At 34.0% G+C, this 18,814-nt stretch carries 18 protein-coding genes; all 18 read right to left on the bottom strand.

Features of this window, described 5'->3' with window-relative positions; translation table 11 throughout:
* Nucleotides 1–41: 41 nt before the first annotated feature.
* The 18 genes from ACFQU8_RS14075 to ACFQU8_RS14160 all read right to left on the bottom strand — a co-directional run bounded on the left by ACFQU8_RS14075 (nucleotide 42) and on the right by ACFQU8_RS14160 (nucleotide 18,809).
* Complete coding sequence (locus ACFQU8_RS14075; RefSeq protein ID WP_382361600.1) at nucleotides 42–209, bottom strand: hypothetical protein; 168 nt, start codon at nucleotides 207–209, stop codon at nucleotides 42–44.
* Entirely contained in the window at nucleotides 209–3,574 is a 3,366-nt protein-coding gene (locus tag ACFQU8_RS14080) for a phage tail protein (protein ID WP_382361603.1), read from the bottom strand. Before ACFQU8_RS14080 ends, ACFQU8_RS14075 begins: the two co-directional genes overlap by 1 nt.
* A gap of 156 nt (nucleotides 3,575–3,730) precedes the next feature.
* Complete coding sequence (locus ACFQU8_RS14085; protein WP_382361606.1) at nucleotides 3,731–5,731, bottom strand: WD40 repeat domain-containing protein; 2,001 nt, start codon at nucleotides 5,729–5,731, stop codon at nucleotides 3,731–3,733.
* 18 nt (nucleotides 5,732–5,749) lie between these two features.
* A complete protein-coding gene (locus ACFQU8_RS14090; RefSeq protein WP_382361609.1) occupies nucleotides 5,750–6,136 on the bottom strand; it encodes a phage tail fiber protein in 387 nt (128 codons plus the stop codon).
* A gap of 86 nt (nucleotides 6,137–6,222) precedes the next feature.
* Nucleotides 6,223–6,552 (bottom strand): YjcQ family protein, encoded by a 330-nt coding sequence (locus ACFQU8_RS14095; protein ID WP_382361612.1) that lies wholly within the window; start codon nucleotides 6,550–6,552, stop codon nucleotides 6,223–6,225.
* A 92-nt stretch (nucleotides 6,553–6,644) separates the two neighbouring features.
* Complete coding sequence (locus tag ACFQU8_RS14100; RefSeq protein ID WP_382361615.1) at nucleotides 6,645–7,250, bottom strand: hypothetical protein; 606 nt, start codon at nucleotides 7,248–7,250, stop codon at nucleotides 6,645–6,647.
* 101 nt (nucleotides 7,251–7,351) lie between these two features.
* Nucleotides 7,352–7,570, bottom strand: a complete 219-nt coding sequence (locus ACFQU8_RS14105; protein ID WP_382361618.1) for a hypothetical protein — start codon at nucleotides 7,568–7,570, stop codon at nucleotides 7,352–7,354.
* Nucleotides 7,571–7,573: 3 nt separating this feature from the next.
* The gene (locus ACFQU8_RS14110; RefSeq protein ID WP_382361621.1) at nucleotides 7,574–8,056 is read right to left on the bottom strand and encodes a hypothetical protein; all 483 of its coding nucleotides are present in this window, start codon (nucleotides 8,054–8,056) and stop codon (nucleotides 7,574–7,576) included.
* A 15-nt stretch (nucleotides 8,057–8,071) separates the two neighbouring features.
* On the bottom strand, nucleotides 8,072–9,622 hold the full coding sequence (locus ACFQU8_RS14115) for a distal tail protein Dit (protein ID WP_382361624.1): 1,551 nt from the start codon (nucleotides 9,620–9,622) through the stop codon (nucleotides 8,072–8,074).
* Nucleotides 9,623–14,182, bottom strand: coding sequence for a hypothetical protein (locus ACFQU8_RS14120; RefSeq protein ID WP_382361627.1), 4,560 nt, complete (start codon nucleotides 14,180–14,182; stop codon nucleotides 9,623–9,625).
* A 252-nt stretch (nucleotides 14,183–14,434) separates the two neighbouring features.
* Complete coding sequence (gene gpG, locus ACFQU8_RS14125; RefSeq protein ID WP_382361630.1) at nucleotides 14,435–14,767, bottom strand: phage tail assembly chaperone G; 333 nt, start codon at nucleotides 14,765–14,767, stop codon at nucleotides 14,435–14,437.
* Nucleotides 14,768–14,874: 107 nt separating this feature from the next.
* On the bottom strand, nucleotides 14,875–15,306 hold the full coding sequence (locus ACFQU8_RS14130; protein ID WP_382361633.1) for a hypothetical protein: 432 nt from the start codon (nucleotides 15,304–15,306) through the stop codon (nucleotides 14,875–14,877).
* A 255-nt stretch (nucleotides 15,307–15,561) separates the two neighbouring features.
* Nucleotides 15,562–16,137 carry a major tail protein gene (locus ACFQU8_RS14135; RefSeq protein ID WP_382361635.1) on the bottom strand — a complete coding sequence of 192 codons (576 nt, stop codon included), beginning with the start codon at nucleotides 16,135–16,137 and terminating at the stop codon, nucleotides 15,562–15,564.
* A 17-nt stretch (nucleotides 16,138–16,154) separates the two neighbouring features.
* Nucleotides 16,155–16,547, bottom strand: coding sequence for a hypothetical protein (locus ACFQU8_RS14140; RefSeq protein WP_382361638.1), 393 nt, complete (start codon nucleotides 16,545–16,547; stop codon nucleotides 16,155–16,157).
* Complete coding sequence (locus ACFQU8_RS14145; RefSeq protein ID WP_382361641.1) at nucleotides 16,544–16,918, bottom strand: HK97-gp10 family putative phage morphogenesis protein; 375 nt, start codon at nucleotides 16,916–16,918, stop codon at nucleotides 16,544–16,546. The genes ACFQU8_RS14140 and ACFQU8_RS14145 overlap by 4 nt, the downstream gene beginning before the upstream one ends.
* Nucleotides 16,918–17,250: a phage head closure protein gene (locus tag ACFQU8_RS14150; RefSeq protein WP_382361644.1), complete on the bottom strand. Its 333-nt coding sequence runs from the start codon at nucleotides 17,248–17,250 to the stop codon at nucleotides 16,918–16,920. Before ACFQU8_RS14150 ends, ACFQU8_RS14145 begins: the two co-directional genes overlap by 1 nt.
* On the bottom strand, nucleotides 17,243–17,530 hold the full coding sequence (locus ACFQU8_RS14155; protein ID WP_382361647.1) for a head-tail connector protein: 288 nt from the start codon (nucleotides 17,528–17,530) through the stop codon (nucleotides 17,243–17,245). The genes ACFQU8_RS14150 and ACFQU8_RS14155 overlap by 8 nt, the downstream gene beginning before the upstream one ends.
* A 55-nt stretch (nucleotides 17,531–17,585) precedes the next feature.
* Nucleotides 17,586–18,809, bottom strand: a complete 1,224-nt coding sequence (locus ACFQU8_RS14160; protein WP_382361650.1) for a phage major capsid protein — start codon at nucleotides 18,807–18,809, stop codon at nucleotides 17,586–17,588.
* Nucleotides 18,810–18,814: the final 5 nt, after the last annotated feature.

The following is an 18,814-nucleotide window of genomic DNA, read 5'->3' on the forward strand; positions in this document are numbered from 1 at the left end:
ATCTAGTCCTCCTTTAATTTCATAAAAAAAGACAACCCAATTTATGAGTTGTCTTGATTATTTGTTTGGTTTTGTTGGTCTGATTGACTAACTTCATTTTCATATTGTGATACCAATGATTGAAGCATAGCTTTTTCTTTTGTTAATTCCGATACCTGTTGTGATAAGCTATCAATTACCTGCTGTGCATCTACTTGCTTTTGTTGCATTAATTAGCCTCCTGATATTTGTTTAATTTTGTTTCAAGTGTTTCTATTCTGCCTGAAAGTTGCTGTACAGCTTTCCAAAGTATGCTTGATTTATCGCCGATACTAATGCTTGATTCATTTGAATCACTAACAGCTTTAGCTTCATTAGCCATTAAGCCAATTTTGAAGTCTTGGTTTTCGTCTTCATGATTGTATCTAAATCTGTAAACTTGTGAACTATTTACTATGTTAAGTGCATCTTCATCATATTTGCTGATATCTTTCTTAACATCAGGTGATGATCTCTCATGAAATCCTTCAGCGTGAATCCGTGTGTTAGCATTAACACCATCATCTGCATCAAGATGTAATGTGCCCTTCGCTACAAGTCCAATACTTCCGTTATAGTTGAATTTAATTCTTGATGTGCCACTGCTCGTAAGGTAACGCATATAGAAATATTTTGAACCTTTTTCCATTATCATTTTGTCTTTGCTGAGATTGTTACCGTAACCCCAGATCATGTAAGGTTTATTTGTTCTGCTTCCGTCTTCAGCTCGGAATCCAATGTGCATTTTATCTTGTTCTTCACTTAATAAACCTTCACCTTGATACAGTGTTATTTCTTGTTCAGTGACACTCATTCTTGCATCATATTTTGTGCCTGTCTTGATTGTGACACCTTCAATTTCACCGCCTTCAATATTACCTGCTTTAACAGTACCATCAAACGTTCCTGTTGCACCGTCAAGTCGTCCTGTGATCTTAGCGTTCCTAATGTCAGCATCAAGAATTTTACTTTTAGCAATTGTCGTATTTAAGAATTTAGCATCAACGCCTTTAATGTCACCAACAATGGTTGCATCTTTAATCGTTGCATTAAGTGCTCTCATATTTTTTGTAGTCAAGTCTTTAATTGTTGCAAGTTTACCCTTAAACTCACCTATGATTGTTGCATCTTTGATGAATGCATCAAACGCCCTCATATCTCGAACAGTTAAATCATTAAATGTCGCATCATCTGCATTAAAGTCACCTGTAACTGTTGCATCTTCAATTGTTGCATCAACAGCTTTCATGTTTTTCGTTTCAATATCCTTGAGTGTTGCATGATTTCCGTCTAATGTTCCAGATATTGTTGTGTCACGCATTGTTGCATTAATGGCAGTCATGTTTTGTGTTTTCAGGTCTTTGATTGTTGCTAATTTACCATTCAGGATACCTGTTATTGTGGCATCATGAATAGTTGCATCCTTAATTTTCGCATCAATTGATTCCATGCTTTCAGTTGTTATATCTTTAATAGTTGCATGTTTTGCACCTATCGTTCCAGTAACAGTTGTATCACCATTAATAATTAGATTTTTCCCAAGTATTCTTGAATTATTCTTGTTTATATCTTTGGCTGAATTTCCAACTGTGACTTTATTATCAAGTGCACGGTCTAAGTCATTCAATTCACTGTAAACATCATTAAAGTCGTCATCTCTGTTTGCCAAGTCTTTTTCAAGATCGTCAATGCTGCTTTCAGTTGAATTGATACGTTTTTCTGCATCTGTTAAGTTATGTTCAAGATTATTTAAATCACTTTTTGTTGATCTTATGTCTCTGTTAGCATCTGATAGATTATCATTTAAGTCGGATATGTCTGATTCTGCTGATGATAATTTACCTTTAGCTTTATCCAAGTCTTTATCAAGCTGGTCAAGTTGATCTTCAGCATCATCAATTCGTTTCTTGCCTTTAGCAACATCTTCAACCGTATCAGCTAATTCTTTTTCAGCTTGATCTAAATTGTCTTCAGCTTTATCAAGCCGTTCTGATGTTTCTTCAAGGTCATCATTAAGTTGTTTTTCTAAATGGTTTAAGTTGTCACCAACTTCACCAATATCAGCTTCAACTTCTTCTTTAATTTTGTCAGGTTTGTTTTCAAATTTACCCTTATTTTCGTTGTAGTCTTTTTCAACATCATTAACTCGTCCTGCTAGATCAAGAGCGTTACGAAAATGACCTAATTTAATTTTCGATTTACTCTTATCATTAAGATTATGTATATATTCAATGATCGTAGCTTTAGTTACAATATTTGGATAAACACTACGATTAATTACCTCTACGGTATCACCTAAATGTATATCATAGACTGAGACACCTAACATTTTAGCTAGATTAAGTACGTCAGTATCATAAGTTTTGTTCAGGCTGATTTTCTTTTGTAATTCTTGATAAGCATTAAACAATAAACTTGCAGGATCTTCTTCTTGTCCATCATAAAATCCAAACTTATGTTGCTTACCACCTTTACGTACTCTGCCCCATAATTGTAGAGCTTCGGGATCTCCTACGTATGGTTGTCCTTTTGGTTTGTCAACTGGATCACCATTATCTTTAGACCATTCTACATCTGCAAATGTGAGCCTATTGCCATCTGCATCAGCTTTACCTTTTGCATATAAAGCAGTTTTGATAGGTGTGGAATCTAATTCACGACTAGATGATACAATATCTACACCATCTTCAAATCTATGGCTTGTCTGTGCTTTACCACGACTTTTATAAACGTCTATATAGCGTCCTGTAATACGACTGCCTTTAGTATTGATACGATACTTAACTTCACCGTCAAATTTATTGACAATTTGAGTAACAGCTTTGCGTACAGACATGTTTTTAAGATCTAATGATCGTTGTTGTTTGAATACATCTACATGACCAACATTCCATCTTGTACCTTGTAACACAGTCTCTAAAGCATCTTTTAGGTGGGCTGATGATACTGTATAAGCCTCTAAGAAGTCGTCTATTAGATCGTATTCTCCACCTTCACCTTCAATTACTTTTGTTGACTTACCAGCTTTATCTTTATCTTTAACCTTACGTATAACATACTCTTTAAGATCACCGTCAGAATCTCTTGTAACTAATCTTCCCTCATTTTCGATTTTCTGTACATCTGGATTATTAGCTATTATCTCTAAACTAATGGTGACTGCACCATTTAATTCTTCTGGTGCTTCCGCTTTTTTGTAAGGTATTGTATCATCAGATAATACAAGTTGTAGCGTCTCATTCCTATCATAGATAAATACAGGTGCAGATTTAGTTATTTGTTGTGGTTTATGCTCAAATCTACGTAGATAAGTTAATAACTCGTTAGATTTTAAAGTCCATTCCGATTGTGCCAATGTGTCAATAGTTGAAAATTCTTTAGACTTAGTATCAATATTCCATAACCATGTTGATTGTGCCTTTGCTGTTTTACGTAATAATGGTTTAACTGATGATTGCCAATTAAAACTATCGTGTGTCATTGTACGCTTTACCAATAGATAATTAGACTGAGATTTCCAATCCATTGTAGACTTGGCAGTTGTTTGATACATCATTGTCGTTGTTACCTTTGCTTCTAATATCCACTTAGAATTAGTAGATATTTCACCGCCCTCTGATGCATTAAATGGTAAGGCATTAAACTTATTATTGTTAAAGATAAGGTGTCACCTCCTTTTTTGACATAAAAAATACGCCTTATGGCGTTAGTATTAATTTAATATTTTATACCTTTGTTCTACTTTTTTAACTGTGTTATCACTACTTGCTGTATAAATATTATCATTGCTATCAATAGCTACTGAATTTACTGAACTATCATGACCTTTAAATGTCCATTGCTGTTTTCCAGTGCTGTCTATCTTTTTAACTGTATTATCATCACTTGCTGTATATATGTTGCCATCTTTATCTATAGATATTCCATTTATAGTATCCGAATGTTGTGTAAATTCCCAAACTTCTTTGCCTTTATATGTCAGTTTCTTTACAGATCCACTAGCATCACCAACAAAAACATCACCTAAATTGTCTACAGCTATAGCAGTTATATCACTTGCACCGTTATCATAACTCCATACTTCATTTCCTGAGTTATCAATTTTTCTTACTGTTTCATCATGCCCGCCTTCATAAGCGTTACCATTTATATCAGCATCTACTGCATCAATAGTCCCTGTATTACCTGAAAATGACCATACTTCATTGCCTGATCCATCTATTTTCTTCATACTGTTGTCACGACTGGCAGAATAAACATTACCTTTATTATCAGCAGCCACATGCGTTATATGTAGAGAATGGCCAGTAAACTCCCATTCTTTGTTACCTAAGCTACTGATTTTAGTTACATTACTTTCGCTATCACCTACAAATATATTTGAATTATCATCTACTACAATATCTTCAATTCTTGTATCTGTAATGAGACCACTTTCAAAATCACTAAATGACCATAATTCATTACCATAACTATTTATCTTTTTTACTTTCCCATCAGCACTAGCAGTATAAGCATTTCCACTATTATCAATATCAACTGCTTCAACATTGTCTGTATGACCTGAAAATGTCCATACTTCATTCAGAATGAGTTTAATATTTGATGTAGGTAAAGTATCGCCAACACCATAATTGCCACCACTACTACTTGTTTCAATATTACCAATAGCATTGGCTAGTTGTTGAAATGAAGGACTACTAGGCACATAAACACTACTATCTTTGTCAGTAATGGCTGTGCCTATTTTGTCTTTACCACTACTGACAGATGACTTTAAATTATCCATCTCGCTTTGTACACTTTTACCGTTATTCATATCAATATCTGTAGCTTTGCTAGGAATAGAAGGTTTATTTGATAAATCATTATAATCTCCACTAAATAGTGAAGGCTTGTCTGTTAAATCATTATAACTACCACTAAAATCTGACTTATTATTCCACTTATTTTTTTCAGAAGATGTTACGTGAGTATTATCACCTACGTGGTTATCAAATTCGTTTTTAGTTGCTTGCTTATCGTTTGTTACATTTGATAAACCAATATCAGATTTATCTAAACTTATTTCACCTGTCTTACCATTTACAGATGCTACTTTACCTTCTACCTCATTGCCATTAGCATCAATAACTTTACCACTACTATTTATTTGAGCTACACCATTTTTAACTCCTTTGTCTGAAGAGGGGATAGCATAGCTTTTAGCACTAGACAAAGCAGTGTCAGCTTTGCTCTGTGCATCAGAAGGTGTTTCTTTATTGTCTAATTCGGTTTGTAAATCTGATATATCAGTAATATCGTGAGTATGACTTTTTGGTTTAAACTTACTAGGCTTATTAGGTATATTACTCCATGTTATATCAGGTAAATTATTATCAGTATAAGTTTTTGCATCAGATAATGCTTTGTTTGCCTTATTCTGTGCATCTTGTTCTGTAGCTAACTCATTATACATTCCAGCCGTCATATTTACTTCTACCAGAGTACCTTCATCGTAATCTTTAGCTGATACATCCTCTACATCACGTTTAACTGTTAATGTATTATCATTAATATCTGTTACTTCTACTACCTCTTTTTCATCTATTGTTAATCTAAAAGGTACATTAGGTAAGATAGATGCATATTTAACATCTATCTTAGTGTCATTAGCTTTAACGTCAGATGTTAATGTTGTACTCACATTGTTTTTTGCATTTAGTCTTGCCATCTATGTATCACCCTTTCTTTATTTTGTTGGTATTTCAATCTCATAGTCGCCCTCAGACAATCCAAACTGGACATTTTTATTGACTACAGGGTGTTCTTTATTACCGTCACTATCTTTAACATATGCTGATGCTCTATTTAATTCATTATCTTTATCGTCTAATAGAACATAATAATGGATTGTGCCCCAATCTTCCTGCGCTACTGGAAAATAGATGTCTGTATTGTTTACAGCCATATTGCTCGATTTCTTTTTAAATGTAACTTCTTGTCTTTGATAACTACTTGCTGATACCTCACCACTCGCTGTGTAAGCTGCTAAATATAACTTATTTGGTGGTGTATACGTTTCACCTAAGAGTACGTGACCTAATATATTTTTTGCTAAATATGTTGACATTCCCATTTATCATCATTCCTTTCCATAATAAAAAGACACTCGTGTGAGTGCCTTTGTGTTAAATATTTTAATTAAAGTTACTTATACAGTTGTTAATACATTGGAATCCAATCCTTAATCTCTTTTAATATTTTGTACCCTTTATTAGTCAATGTGTTTTCATCTAAATACTCAATACCTTTTAATGTTATTCTAGGATTGATAGCTTTATATTCTGTATATTGCCTGTCTGCAAAGTTAACAGGAGCTAATCCTGCTATTAGATTTTCTTCTAACATCATAGATAATACTTTACAGTATCTCGGATGTGTAACATTTAAAGATTCCTCGTTCACTTTACTAAAATCAACTTTTTCATCATCCATAGATTCGTCTAAAAATTTAAGTACAGCTAAAATAATATCATTAGTATCATTTGCCATTTAACCCCTCCTTGTCTATATAATACGACAATAAGGGGAGTTATAACCATTAAAAATATGCAAGTATGTGGACGTATGAAAATGCTTAAGATTTATAATTGATTCAATTTTCCTTGAATTTTCTTAGCCTGTTCTTCATGCTCAGAATTTAATAGTTTAGCTACTGAACTGAATTCAGATTTTTCTCCGACAAGCAAATTATCTACATTATCAACTGATTCCTCTACTTTTTGAAGAAGGACATCTACTAATCCACATTGCTTAAATTCCAAACAATTTCTTAGTGCGCTTAAATATGATTTATATGCATTAGCATACACACCTTGTTGAACGTGGAGGTCACCTTTTAAGAATTTAAGATCAATCTTAAGGCTTGTTATTTCTGTATTTTTATCTTCCACAGTGTTTTGCAAATTATATATTGAATACCATACAGAACTAAGTTCATTTCGAGTCAAACTTTTAGTTTCTGAACTTAATTCACTTTTTATTTGTTTAAGATCATCTTCTTTTAAGTCTGTAATTATTTCTTGCTTCACTTTTTCAATTTCCTTTTTTCTAAGCTTTTGCATCACAAAGAAATTTGCTGCTAGAAAAATAACAAGTATCGAAATAATACCGCTGATTGCCCATTGCAACATTGTTTTGTAATCTTCGTTCTGTTCCACTATAACTCTAATTAAATCATCTATCTCCAAACGATCACCTCTCCCTGTCCACATAATACGACAAGAAAGGTGATTTTTCTATAAAAAATACGCCGGTCAGGGCGTGGTGTTACTTCACATTAGACAAACAGTTAGTCGATTAATCCTTGTTCTTTCCATGATTCAAATTGGTTTTTCCATGTTGGTGTTGTTTTTTTGTGGTTGTATAACCATTCATAAGACAAAGAAGCACCGTTTCCATCAAATCGTTTAATAAAACCTTCGGGAGATATAAAACAATTGTATAATTCCATAACTACATTGTTGTCTTCGTCAGTTGGTAACGTATTAATAACCTTTTCTACGTTCATAATTTACCTCCTAAACATAGTGATTGATACATTATATTTAAGGTCTCCATCGCTTTTATTATCTACTTTAAATCTAAAACCATCTCCTACCACTTTAGTGCGATTAGATGTGGTCTTAAATCCGTTGTGATCTGTATTAGTTAGATTAAATAAACCTGCAGGAGTATCTTGGTCGACTTTTAGACTATAAGAATGATGTGTTTCTAAAACTTCAAAAAGAGAAACTGATATTTCGTCTACATCTTTGTACATATATACATTTGATTGTTTCGACGTACCTGCCATCACTATCTCTTCTTTCCATAGTTGTTCCACGACTTTACTCCCAGATAGTCTAGTAGTTGCTGGCGTATCACCACTCACAATACCGTCCAATTTATTTTCAATTTTAGATAAACGATCTTCCGTTTCAGGCTGACGTGTATTCATAGCTCTACTACCATCTTTTAATTTTGATATTAATTCTTTTACTTTAAATGTTGCCATTCATCAATCACTCCTTTATAAATATCTGTTTCTGTACGTCACTGTTCCTTTAATGTTATTTGATAATTTTAAATTATTAAGACCCTCAACTAATGAAAAATACTCTGCATCAAAATGCAATAAGTTAGGCTGAGGGTCTCCATTAAGCAATATTTTGTTGTTAGACATATCAATTTTAATTTTGTCACCCTGATTAAACTGAACAGGTGTTGTATCATCATCTAATAAGTAGTCAAACTCACCTATACTATCATACAATTTAATCTGTTTGATGCGATTATACATACGCATTGAACCATTATATTTTCGTATAGCTACCTGTATAGTCTTAAGTGGATTCCTATCTTGTGTTCCACCTTCAGCTATTGGTCTGCTGCGTAAAGATTTACGCTTAACATATTCACCGTTACCATTATCTACTGATGCTTCTACGATAAAGTCATCAGTATCTCTTTTGACGTACAACTTACCATCAAAATCATTCCAGCCTTTACGTGTAAAATCCCATCGTTTTTCACCTAAAGCATCGACACGACCTTTTTCAAACGCAGCTTTATTTTGTACTTTATTTCCGTAAGTATCACCGAATTGAATCTTGGCTATCATATTATCATTAATATCACGCATATAAATTTCCATAATACCTGTATGTGCTTCACCTACTGGACTTCCATCAGGATTTTTGTCGTTCTGGTTTTCAATTAAAGCTTCTAATGTGAAACTGTCTTGAATAGGATTATCTAAACTACGCTCTAAAGAGGGGCCAACCCAGTCACCTAAATTATTATCATCGCTCCAATGAGTATCTGATTTGCTACTTTCATCACCCCACTTATCAGCATAAAAACCATCCTCGTCAGTTGTCATATTTCCTGAGATTGATCCACTATCTATGTTTGATGCTTGAGTCCAGCCTGATGTTGATTGCATAGTATCTTGCATAACAAGTTTTTTTGTATTTACCTCTTTATCATCTGCTTCACTCTCTACACCAAGCACCATCTCTCTAGGCGTACCTTCTTCATCTTGATCATCATAGTTTTTAATTGATACGAGTGACGTTTGCTTAGTTACTTCTAGATCAAACACTGGATATGTTTCTACTGTACCTCCATTGGCTATTGTTGTATTTGATAGAGATTGTGTAATTGATCTGCCATATTTGTAAGGGTCAAGACAAAGGAACGTTAATGTAAACTGAGCTACATCATTGTATCCATCATTTGCATCTGCATTAGTAAATCTGCCGTAGTATGTACGATCAGGCTCGTCACTAAATGTGATAGGTACATCTTCAGTTCTATATAAAGCATTGTTCAAATTCTCTAATATTTTAAATAGAGATTGATTAGAGTCTACTGCATTAGCATCAACTTTAATTTCCCTCGACTTAATACCCATATCTGTATAATATTCTCTGCCAATACCAATATTTGTTGTATCATAGTCTACATCAGCAAATTGTCTGCCTTTAGTATTCTCTACGATAAACATGTCGCCACCTGATGTAGTGACGACATTCTCTAAGTCTTGACCATCATATGTTATTTTTATATTAGGAGACATTTACATATCACCCCTTCCCCTACTTTGTTTTACATCTCGTTCATTTCTGATTTTTTCTAAGTGTGGATCAACAGTTTCTGCTACCGCTTGTCCATCAATAACAATATCATGATCTTTAGTCAGTAGTTGTGTAAGTAGATTAATTTGTTGTTGCATCATATTTAACTGCTTGTCTTGTCGTTTAATTACATCGTCATTATCATTATTAACTACTACTTTACCGCCATCAGGTACACCTAATGCTTTCTTGGTTTTATTAAGTAGTGACACAGCTCGTGTACGTTTACCTTTATCTAATGGTATAATAGATTCAGGTTTGTCATTTTCTGAAATATGTGCTAATTTCTCTGTGCTTGAAAAGCCACCATCTGCATACTTAGTAGCACCTGTTGGTGACCAACCTGACTTACCGTATGGCAAGTCTTTACGCCAATTGGTATTATTAAAGAAAGCTAATAGCTGATCAAATCCTGAGTAGATATCATGATGACCAGGTACTTGATAGGCACTAAATGTTTCGGGTATGTACTGGAGCAATCCGCGTGCAGGATTCCCTTGCGCGATATTAATATCGTAAACATCCGAACTCTGAACAGTGTCTTGATTACCGCCAGATTCTAAAGCAATCTGAGATATAATACCATTAATTTCAGATCTTGTTGGACTTGTATGTAGTAATTTTGCAGCTTCTTTTATCTGTGGTCTCCATGCTGATGCAGATTGGCTAGCAGGTGAATACTCATTTAAATGTTTATTACCAGTACGCAACATTTCTCGCATCGTATCTAAAGAATCTCTGGTTACTTTTGCAATGGTATCACCTATACCACCTGAGATAAGACCATCACCTAATCCCATCATGCCTAATTTCTTAAAGATAAAGCTACCATCGACATGATTATCAGTACCGTTAGCATACTGTGGGAACATTTGCTTAGTTTCTTTTGCAGGTGTAACCTGAGTACCTTTAGGTAGATTCATTAGGGTATCAGTAGGAGGTGATAAAAATGGTTTACTTTTAGGTGGTGTAATAAGTTCTCTACCTGCGTTACTACCCTTACCATCACCAACTAAAGCTGCGCCATCGTATGGATGACCTTTTGTACCTTTAGCGTGTGCGAGTAGAGGGAAAGCCATTTGAGTATTATTAGGCTTGGCACTTAGATTTACAGTCTTATTAACTGGTTTGCTTACATCATCATTTAAATTTGCCAATGCAGAACTTTTATTGATACCTACAGGTTTAGTCTGATACTGTTTAACCTTATTATTAAAATCGAGTAGAGTTGGAGTAGGTAACACATCGACATTTTTATTAACGTCTTTACCAGCTTCGGCTGTCCTGTCTTGTTCCAAACCGATACCTGTTCTGGTCTTATCATTAACCTTTTGTTCCTTAGATTTCTGTACTTCAAGATTACTATTAGTATTTTTGACACTATTGCCTTTTTTATCTTCCTTATTCTTGCCTTTTTGTATTGCGTTTTTAATGTCATTCCAAAGACCATTTTCTTTGAGAATATCTTGGATATTTTGATTGTTGGCTTTTTTCTTATTCTTCAACTTATTAATTTGCTTTTGTATTTCGTCCTTATTAGCTCCCTCTTTTTTCTTTTTCTTTTTGAGCTTTTGAATCTCTTTGTCGTGTTCTTTATTCTTTTTAACAGATTTCCTTATACTTTTCTTTTCACTATTATTTAGTTTGTCAGATTCAAGGACTGATTTAGCTTGTTTGTTTAGTCTTTCTTGTAACTTATCATTTCCTTTTTGTATCAGAAAATTGATATCAGAGTACATATTTGTGTTTTCTTTAATATTCTTTCTAGAATCTTTTTCTTTTTTAAGTTGATTATTTAAGTATTGAAGTCTATCTTTGTCTTTCTGATTGAGATAACCTTGTTCTCTCCTCTTTTGCTGTAATTTCGTTCTTTCTTTTTCGTGTTTCTTAATAGTATTTTCGAGAACTTTTAGACCTTCTACACCTTCTTCTTTGATGCCTGCATTCTTAAGATATATATTAGACATTTGACTGTCTATTTCATGTAGCTTGTTAAGCCTATCATATTGGTCTTGAATTATTTCCTTGTTTTCTTTATGTTCTTTTTCTAAATCCTCAATCGTATCACCAATAGTATCTCTCTTAATAGCTAACAGGTCATTTAGTTTAGCATCTAATTTTCTACCTTTTTCTGAATGATGATTGACATCTTTAAGTTTTTCTTTAGTATCTTCTATTTTATTATTAAGTTCTTCTTTGCTGTCATTCCTATGGTCAGCAAGAAAGTTTAACCTTTTTTCCGTCTGCTTCTGATCTTTTTTAGCTTTGTTAAGTTTATCTTGAGCATCTTTTTCTTTTTGAAGAAGCTTTGATTGTTCATTAATTAGCTTAGTTTCTGACCAGTCTCTCATAGCCTTTATGTCATCACGTACTTTATCTGTATGTTCAACAAACTCATTACCACTTTCAGATACAGCAGTTTTTACATTTGGGGCTTGCTCAATAATGTCATCATTAGCATTAACGAACTCATCAAGTTGATCTTTACTCAAACCTGATTTATCAGCCAATTCATTATACCTATCTTTTAATTCTGCTATTTCATCAGGATTAGACGAGTTAGATATTCTGTGGTTTAGATCATTAATTTCTTTTAATTCGTCATTAGTTAAATCAGCTTTACTCTTTAATTTGTCAAATTTATCTGTTGCATTTTCTAATTGATATGCTTCGTCAGATAATGATTTAGCGTTATCAAGGTTTACTTCTTTTGATTCTTTATTTTTGTCAATAAGTTTTTTGATACCATATGTAAGTCCACCTACTGCACCAATAGCTAAACCTACAACGCCCATACGTGTAAGTCCTGTTAGTGATCCGAGTAGACCTTTACCACCTTTAGATCCTAATCCAGACACTAAACTACCTGATACTTTGGCTACACCGCCAATACCTGAAGCTAAATGTCCTAATGTACTTACAGCGGGACCGCCTACAGTTGATATAGCACCAATTAATTTAACGGCTTTTTTAGTCTTAGGATTTAAGTCTTTATATCCTTCTACTAAATCTTTAACACCATTAATAATATTGTCTGTAGTATCTTTTACTTTTTCTTTTATTTCGGGTAAATGATTTTGTACCCAATCCAGTCCATCTTGCATATAAGGCATTAACTCTAAGCCTATCTTACTTGCTACGCCACCTATCGATGATTTGATTTTATCAAAAGACTGTTCAAATTTAGATGAAGCATCTATCTGTTCATCAGACAAGACAACTCCCATATCATGAGCTTGTTCCTTTGCTTCTTCCATTGAAAGAGATCCATCACTTAGCGCAGGTAGTAATTCTCTTGAAAGTTTCGTGCCAAATAATTCACTGGCTTTGGCTGATTTCTCTTGCTCATCATCCATCTCACTAAGTGTCTTAATTGTCTGTGCAAATGCTTCTTCAGTATCTAATGTACCTTTTTTAACCTTATCCATATCAACATTTAAGTCTTTTAAGGCATCAGAATACTTGTCATTTCCATCTGCTGCTCGACCCATACGTTGGTTAAGTCGTTCTACAGCTTTCTGGAAGCTTTCATTCGATACACTATTCTGTTGTGCCCAATAGTCCATCTCTTGATAAAAATCTGTAGATACACCCATCTTTCTTGATTGTTCATCGATACTATCTGCATTTTCCATTACTTTCTGAGTTAAACCTACAATAGAACCAGTAAGTCCACCAATAGCACCTACACCAGCAGCAGATGCTTTAGTCCACTTACTACCAAAACTTTTAACCTTACCAGATGTATTCTGTATATTATCTCCGACTTTATTTAATTTGTCGGCAGTTCCAGCCATCTTCTCATTAAGATTTCCATATTGATCTTGAATAGACTCAATACTACTACCTAATTGAGTATACTGTGAACGAGCTTCTTCTAATGCTGTCTCTTGTTCTCTTACTTCTGATGAGTTTTCACCGTATGTCTGCTTTAATTCTTCTAATTTATCTTTCTCATTTTCAACTACTTGTTCTTGCAACTCATGGCTTTCTTTTAAACCTTTCAACTTAGAAGCGTTTGCTTGATAAACGTCACCCTGAGATTCATGAGCTTTAACCTGTGCATTAATTTTTCTAGTCGATTGTTTGATACGTTCTTTATAATCTTCAGTACCTCTAGACAAATCACTCATTTTAGTCTTAGTATTGTCTAATTGTTTCTGGTAAGATGATTGTTTACGTATAGCATCGTTTAACTGCTTGGCATATTTTTGTGCTTGTTCTGAGTTTTCTCCATATGTATTAGCCATCTCATCATACTTAGACCTGAGTTGATCTATATTCTGTCGATTGGCTGACATAGTATCATTTAAGCCATTTACTTTAGCTTCTAACGCACCGTATTGATCACCAGCACTTGTTAAGACAGAGATGTTGGCTTTCATGGCTGATTGGGATGTCTTGATTTGTTTCTGGATACCTTTTAAAGTTTTACTAAAATTAGTACCATCTAAAGACATACCAACAGTCATCTCACCTAAAGGTTTACCGCCAGTTGCCATAACATCTCACCTACCTTTTTTCATAAAATTTAAATTATTTATTACGTAAAAAAATAGGATACCGCTATGAAGTACCCTATATTGATTTAAACCATTCTTCTACATCATCTTTTTTCTTATTATTGCTATTACCTTTATCATCTTCTTTATTATTCATGATCCTTAGAAAATGGTTAATATCCATATTGTCTATGTCAACATGTTTCCAGCCATTATTTATGATAAGATCCCTGTACATCTCATCTAGACTGTCTAGTGACTCTTGGTATGTTCGGCTTTCTGCTTCCCCGACTCATCGTCTTCGTCGCTTCCGCCAAGAATTTGAGTCATAATCCCATCTAGTGTTTCATTTAACTTATTTGAAGAAAGTCCATCAAGGATTGAATCATATGTAACATTTTCGCTGCTAAATGCAGAAGCTACAATGGTAATCATTTCATCCAATTGTTCTACTTCGTTCAATTCACCTTTTTCTGTCTTAGTACCAAATTCAACTACTTCACGTAAATGCCGAGAAGATACAAACGTTTCAGTATATGTATTGTTTTTCCCTGTCTCTGGATTACGTAGTGTCAATTTAATCATCTATATTCCACCTTTGTTTTATTTTAATTAATTAATTAGTTTTATACTTGATCAAATATAAAAAAAGTTAAGCCCTATTAGACTTAACCTGTATTTCCCTTATTCTTTTAATCACCGTATGCTATGTCGTGAATTTCTTTCACATCATCTACTGTTGCATCACCTGAGCTATAGCTAGATTTGAGAAGGTATGCATTAGTAACTAATTTTTCTTCACGATCATTTTCTGCCATTTCCTTATTTTTATCATAGTCAAAGTTATCTATTCTTTTTTCATTTATAGATTTATCATTTTTTCTTGTGTCTTGTTCAGTCATATCATTTTGCACTTCGTCTTTGACTGCATTAGCCATACTCATTACGTTACCTCTTAATTGGCTATCAACTTCCATGTCTGCCATTTCTGCTTTATGTTCTTCAGTCTCTTTTTTATTTATAGTATCGGCAATTGGATCACCAAAAAATATTAAAGTAAGCATTATAGCTAATGTTAGTGCTGTAAAAGACACAAATATAATTCGTCTATACTTTTTAAACATTATAATAAACCTCCTGTAAGTTTAATCCTGATATGTATATTAAAGGGAAAGCAGTCAGGATACTGCCTTTCGGGAGCTACCCTATCCCTTATGTTATATTATATCAGATTTTGTTAAATTCTTCATGTCAGTATATAAACATAAAGTAAGGTTAGGTATGTCTCGTCATATCTAATCCCACTTTACCAAAAAAGCTCATTAGTTCCTCGTTTTCATCTATAATAGTCTCGTCATCTATAATAGTCTCATCATCTATTAAGCTGTTCCCCCTGACTTTTTTGGGAGTGCAAAATCCCTAAAGCTACTTTCACTAAAGTTTGTATTAGATGAGCGCGTCTTTGCATATACATAACCATCTGAGTTACGACTAACACCATTAAATGTAATTGTATCTTCTGATGGCTCTGCGCCGCTATCATTAACTGTACTCATGGACTGGTCTGGAAATTGAAACTTACCTTTAAGCAACGATACATAAATATCGTCACCGCCCATGCCTTGTGTTTTAAGTACAACCGCAGCAAATGGTGGTTGTGTCTTATCCCCTAGCTTCATGATACCGTCTGCGTCTTCATCTGCACCACTAATTTTGGATAGTACATCGTCTGGGATATCTGCTACTTGTAATTCTAGTTCTGGCTGCCCTGTACCTAAAGCTGAGATATAAAATGGAGCATTAGATGCATAAACGGTTGACATCTCAGCGCCAAGTCCAGAGATAGATGCGTTAATTGCACCGCCCGACTGCTTATCTAGTGTATACGTATCTGTAATATTTTCATCCTCGTCCATGATCCCGATATCAATTGATTCAAATCCGATTGTACTCATAATTTAATCATCCTTTTCTATTTATTATTATTATTTATTTGCTGTATTGCTCTGTACCGTCTATATAATCTTGGAGTATCAATATCTGGATCAATATCAATACTACCGCTATATTGCACCCATTGATTAGCAGCCATATAGCTATCCAATTTAGACTGTATAGTATCTAATTTACTATAATCATTCGACCATACATCTACTTGTACAGTCATCTGAATGGAGTTAGGCATGTTAGATGCAAAAGCATTTTGTTTATCATTGATCTCATTAATCCTAATTATAGGAAAATGATCTACCCTTCGATTATCTTCTGGTACATCAAGCATAAAAATATGATCTGAGTCTACGACACTTGTTAAATCTGGACTGTCTAACAGTAAGTCATAGACCATTTTAATAGGCAGTGTCATAGACCTAGACCTCCTTTAATTTCATTTTCCATAATATTCTTAAATTCACTTTCAAAATTTTCTTGCGTCTGTTGCATAAATCCTTGTGGTCTAATATTGATAGTACCTGTTTCTACAAAATGGACTCTAGGTGCTGTGTCACTACCATATCCAACTGTTACCTCACCGTCACTATCTACACCACTGTAGACTACATCATCTTTCATGTGCTTCTTATTTCCACTTTCAGGATCATAAGGTGTATTATCCTCTAGACTACTTGCAAACTCTTGTGACGCTTTTTTTAATGCTTTATTACGTACTTTCTTTTCTTTAGCTGCCATCTGTTTAAGATTTTTCTCAATACTTTTACTATCTATATCTACACCCATCAAGACACCTTCTTAGCAATAATAGTTGTAAACTTTTTGTCTTGTATATCAGGTGTAATTTTAGTGATCTTATATGTATCCTCACCATGCTTAACTGTCATATCATTTGTAATGTCCTTATTGGTGTATCGAATGATAAAGGTTATAGTGTCTTCCAAATCAGTGCCTATTGATGATTCAATGTCTTGTAAATATTGTGAACGTATTTCAGACCAACATGAGTATATTGTTTCTTCTTTATCAACTACTTGACCATAATCATTTTTGCCATGAGTTACTTTGTTAAAATGTATACGTTGGTTCATCTTACCTGCACTACTTAATTCAGCCATCAGTATCACTTGGCTTACTTGTAAGTGCAATTTGATTCATAATACTTTCAACACTAAATTCCATTGGTGCACGACTCTCTAGATCCTTTGCCCCTCTATTTTCATACCAATGTACACACAAAATTTTAACAACTAATTGGTGTAAAGCATCAGACTCATCAGGTTTAATACCTGTAGAATTGAGTATATATATTTTAGCAGCTTCAATTAGAGATGAGATAAATTGATCATCTTCATCACCATCTATTCGCATATAATGTTTTACATCTTCGATATCCATATATCATCACCTTACTTTAAAATGGATAGGTGGTAAGGACTACTAAGAGTCCTTATTAGGATTTGCCACCGCCACCAGATCCTTTCTTCAGTACCGAAAATGCTTGTGAGTCAAGAACGCCTGAGTCCACGATACTGTACGCAACCATATCTGTAGTACGCTTACGAGCATGTTGTTCAGTTACGATTTCAAATGGACGATTAGTATTAAATACCATTCCATCTTTTGCAGATCCGATAATAATATAGTTATCAGGTACTCCAGCGTCTGCGAACACACGCTTACCGAAAATTCTGCCAATAGAAGATTCGCTTGGCTCAGGAATAAATAGTGGACGACCATTGCCATCCGTGATATTTGCCAGTTGATTCCATACAGTAGCATTATTTGCATAGATACCTACATCATTTAGATAAGTGCTATGTACTTTACTGATAGCATTTGTTACGTCTTGATATGTAATTTCATCAGTATACTTAGTAATTTGTGGAGTCTTACTTTCTGCTTCAAGTTTTGTAAGTAATCCTTCTGGTTCTGTTTCATCGCCTTTACCATTAATAACGGCTGTTCCTAGAGCCATCCCTACGCGTCGACCTAGTTCATCAGTGAGAAAATTCATAAAGTTTTGAATACTCATTGTTTGAAGCTTCCATGATACTTGAACGGCTTTAGAAATCTCTTTACCTGTTAGATTCAATGTACCAAATTGATTTTCTTCAAGTTCTGTTTCTGTATCTTCATCATAGAACTTAGCGTCACCAGACTTAACAGCATCATGTTTGTTTAGTGTCAAATGACCTTCTACAGCAAACTTTTTAACTGCTTCTAGGAAAGGATATTGCTCTTGAGCTTTTTGGAATATACCTTGCGCTACGGTCTCTGGAATAAGCGTAGAAGTATTTCCTGTATCATGCGTATAAGCATTATTCATTTCATTGAATACTTGTTGCTCTTGTTCATTAAGAGTTTGATTCATCATGTGTTTAGCCCATGCTGTCTTATAATCTACTTGCTCTCCTGCATAATTTGTATTATCTAGATTAGCCATTTCTTTTCCACCTTTTACATTCTCTGTTTTATTGTCAAAATTAACTACTTGCTCATTATCTTTAAGAGCATTAAGATCTGCTTGTTTAGCTTTAGCTTGTTCATAGTTATCATCAAGCTGCTTAACCTCATTCATTTTTTCTTCAGATTCTTCAATCTTTTGCTCACCAATAAGCTGTTCTGCTTCATTCATTAGCTGGTTACGTTGTTCAATATAATTGTTATAATCCATTTAAA

Origin of the sequence: Lentibacillus kimchii (genome assembly GCF_042666895.1) — a bacterium.
GTDB lineage: Bacteria > Bacillota > Bacilli > Bacillales > Amphibacillaceae > Lentibacillus > Lentibacillus kimchii.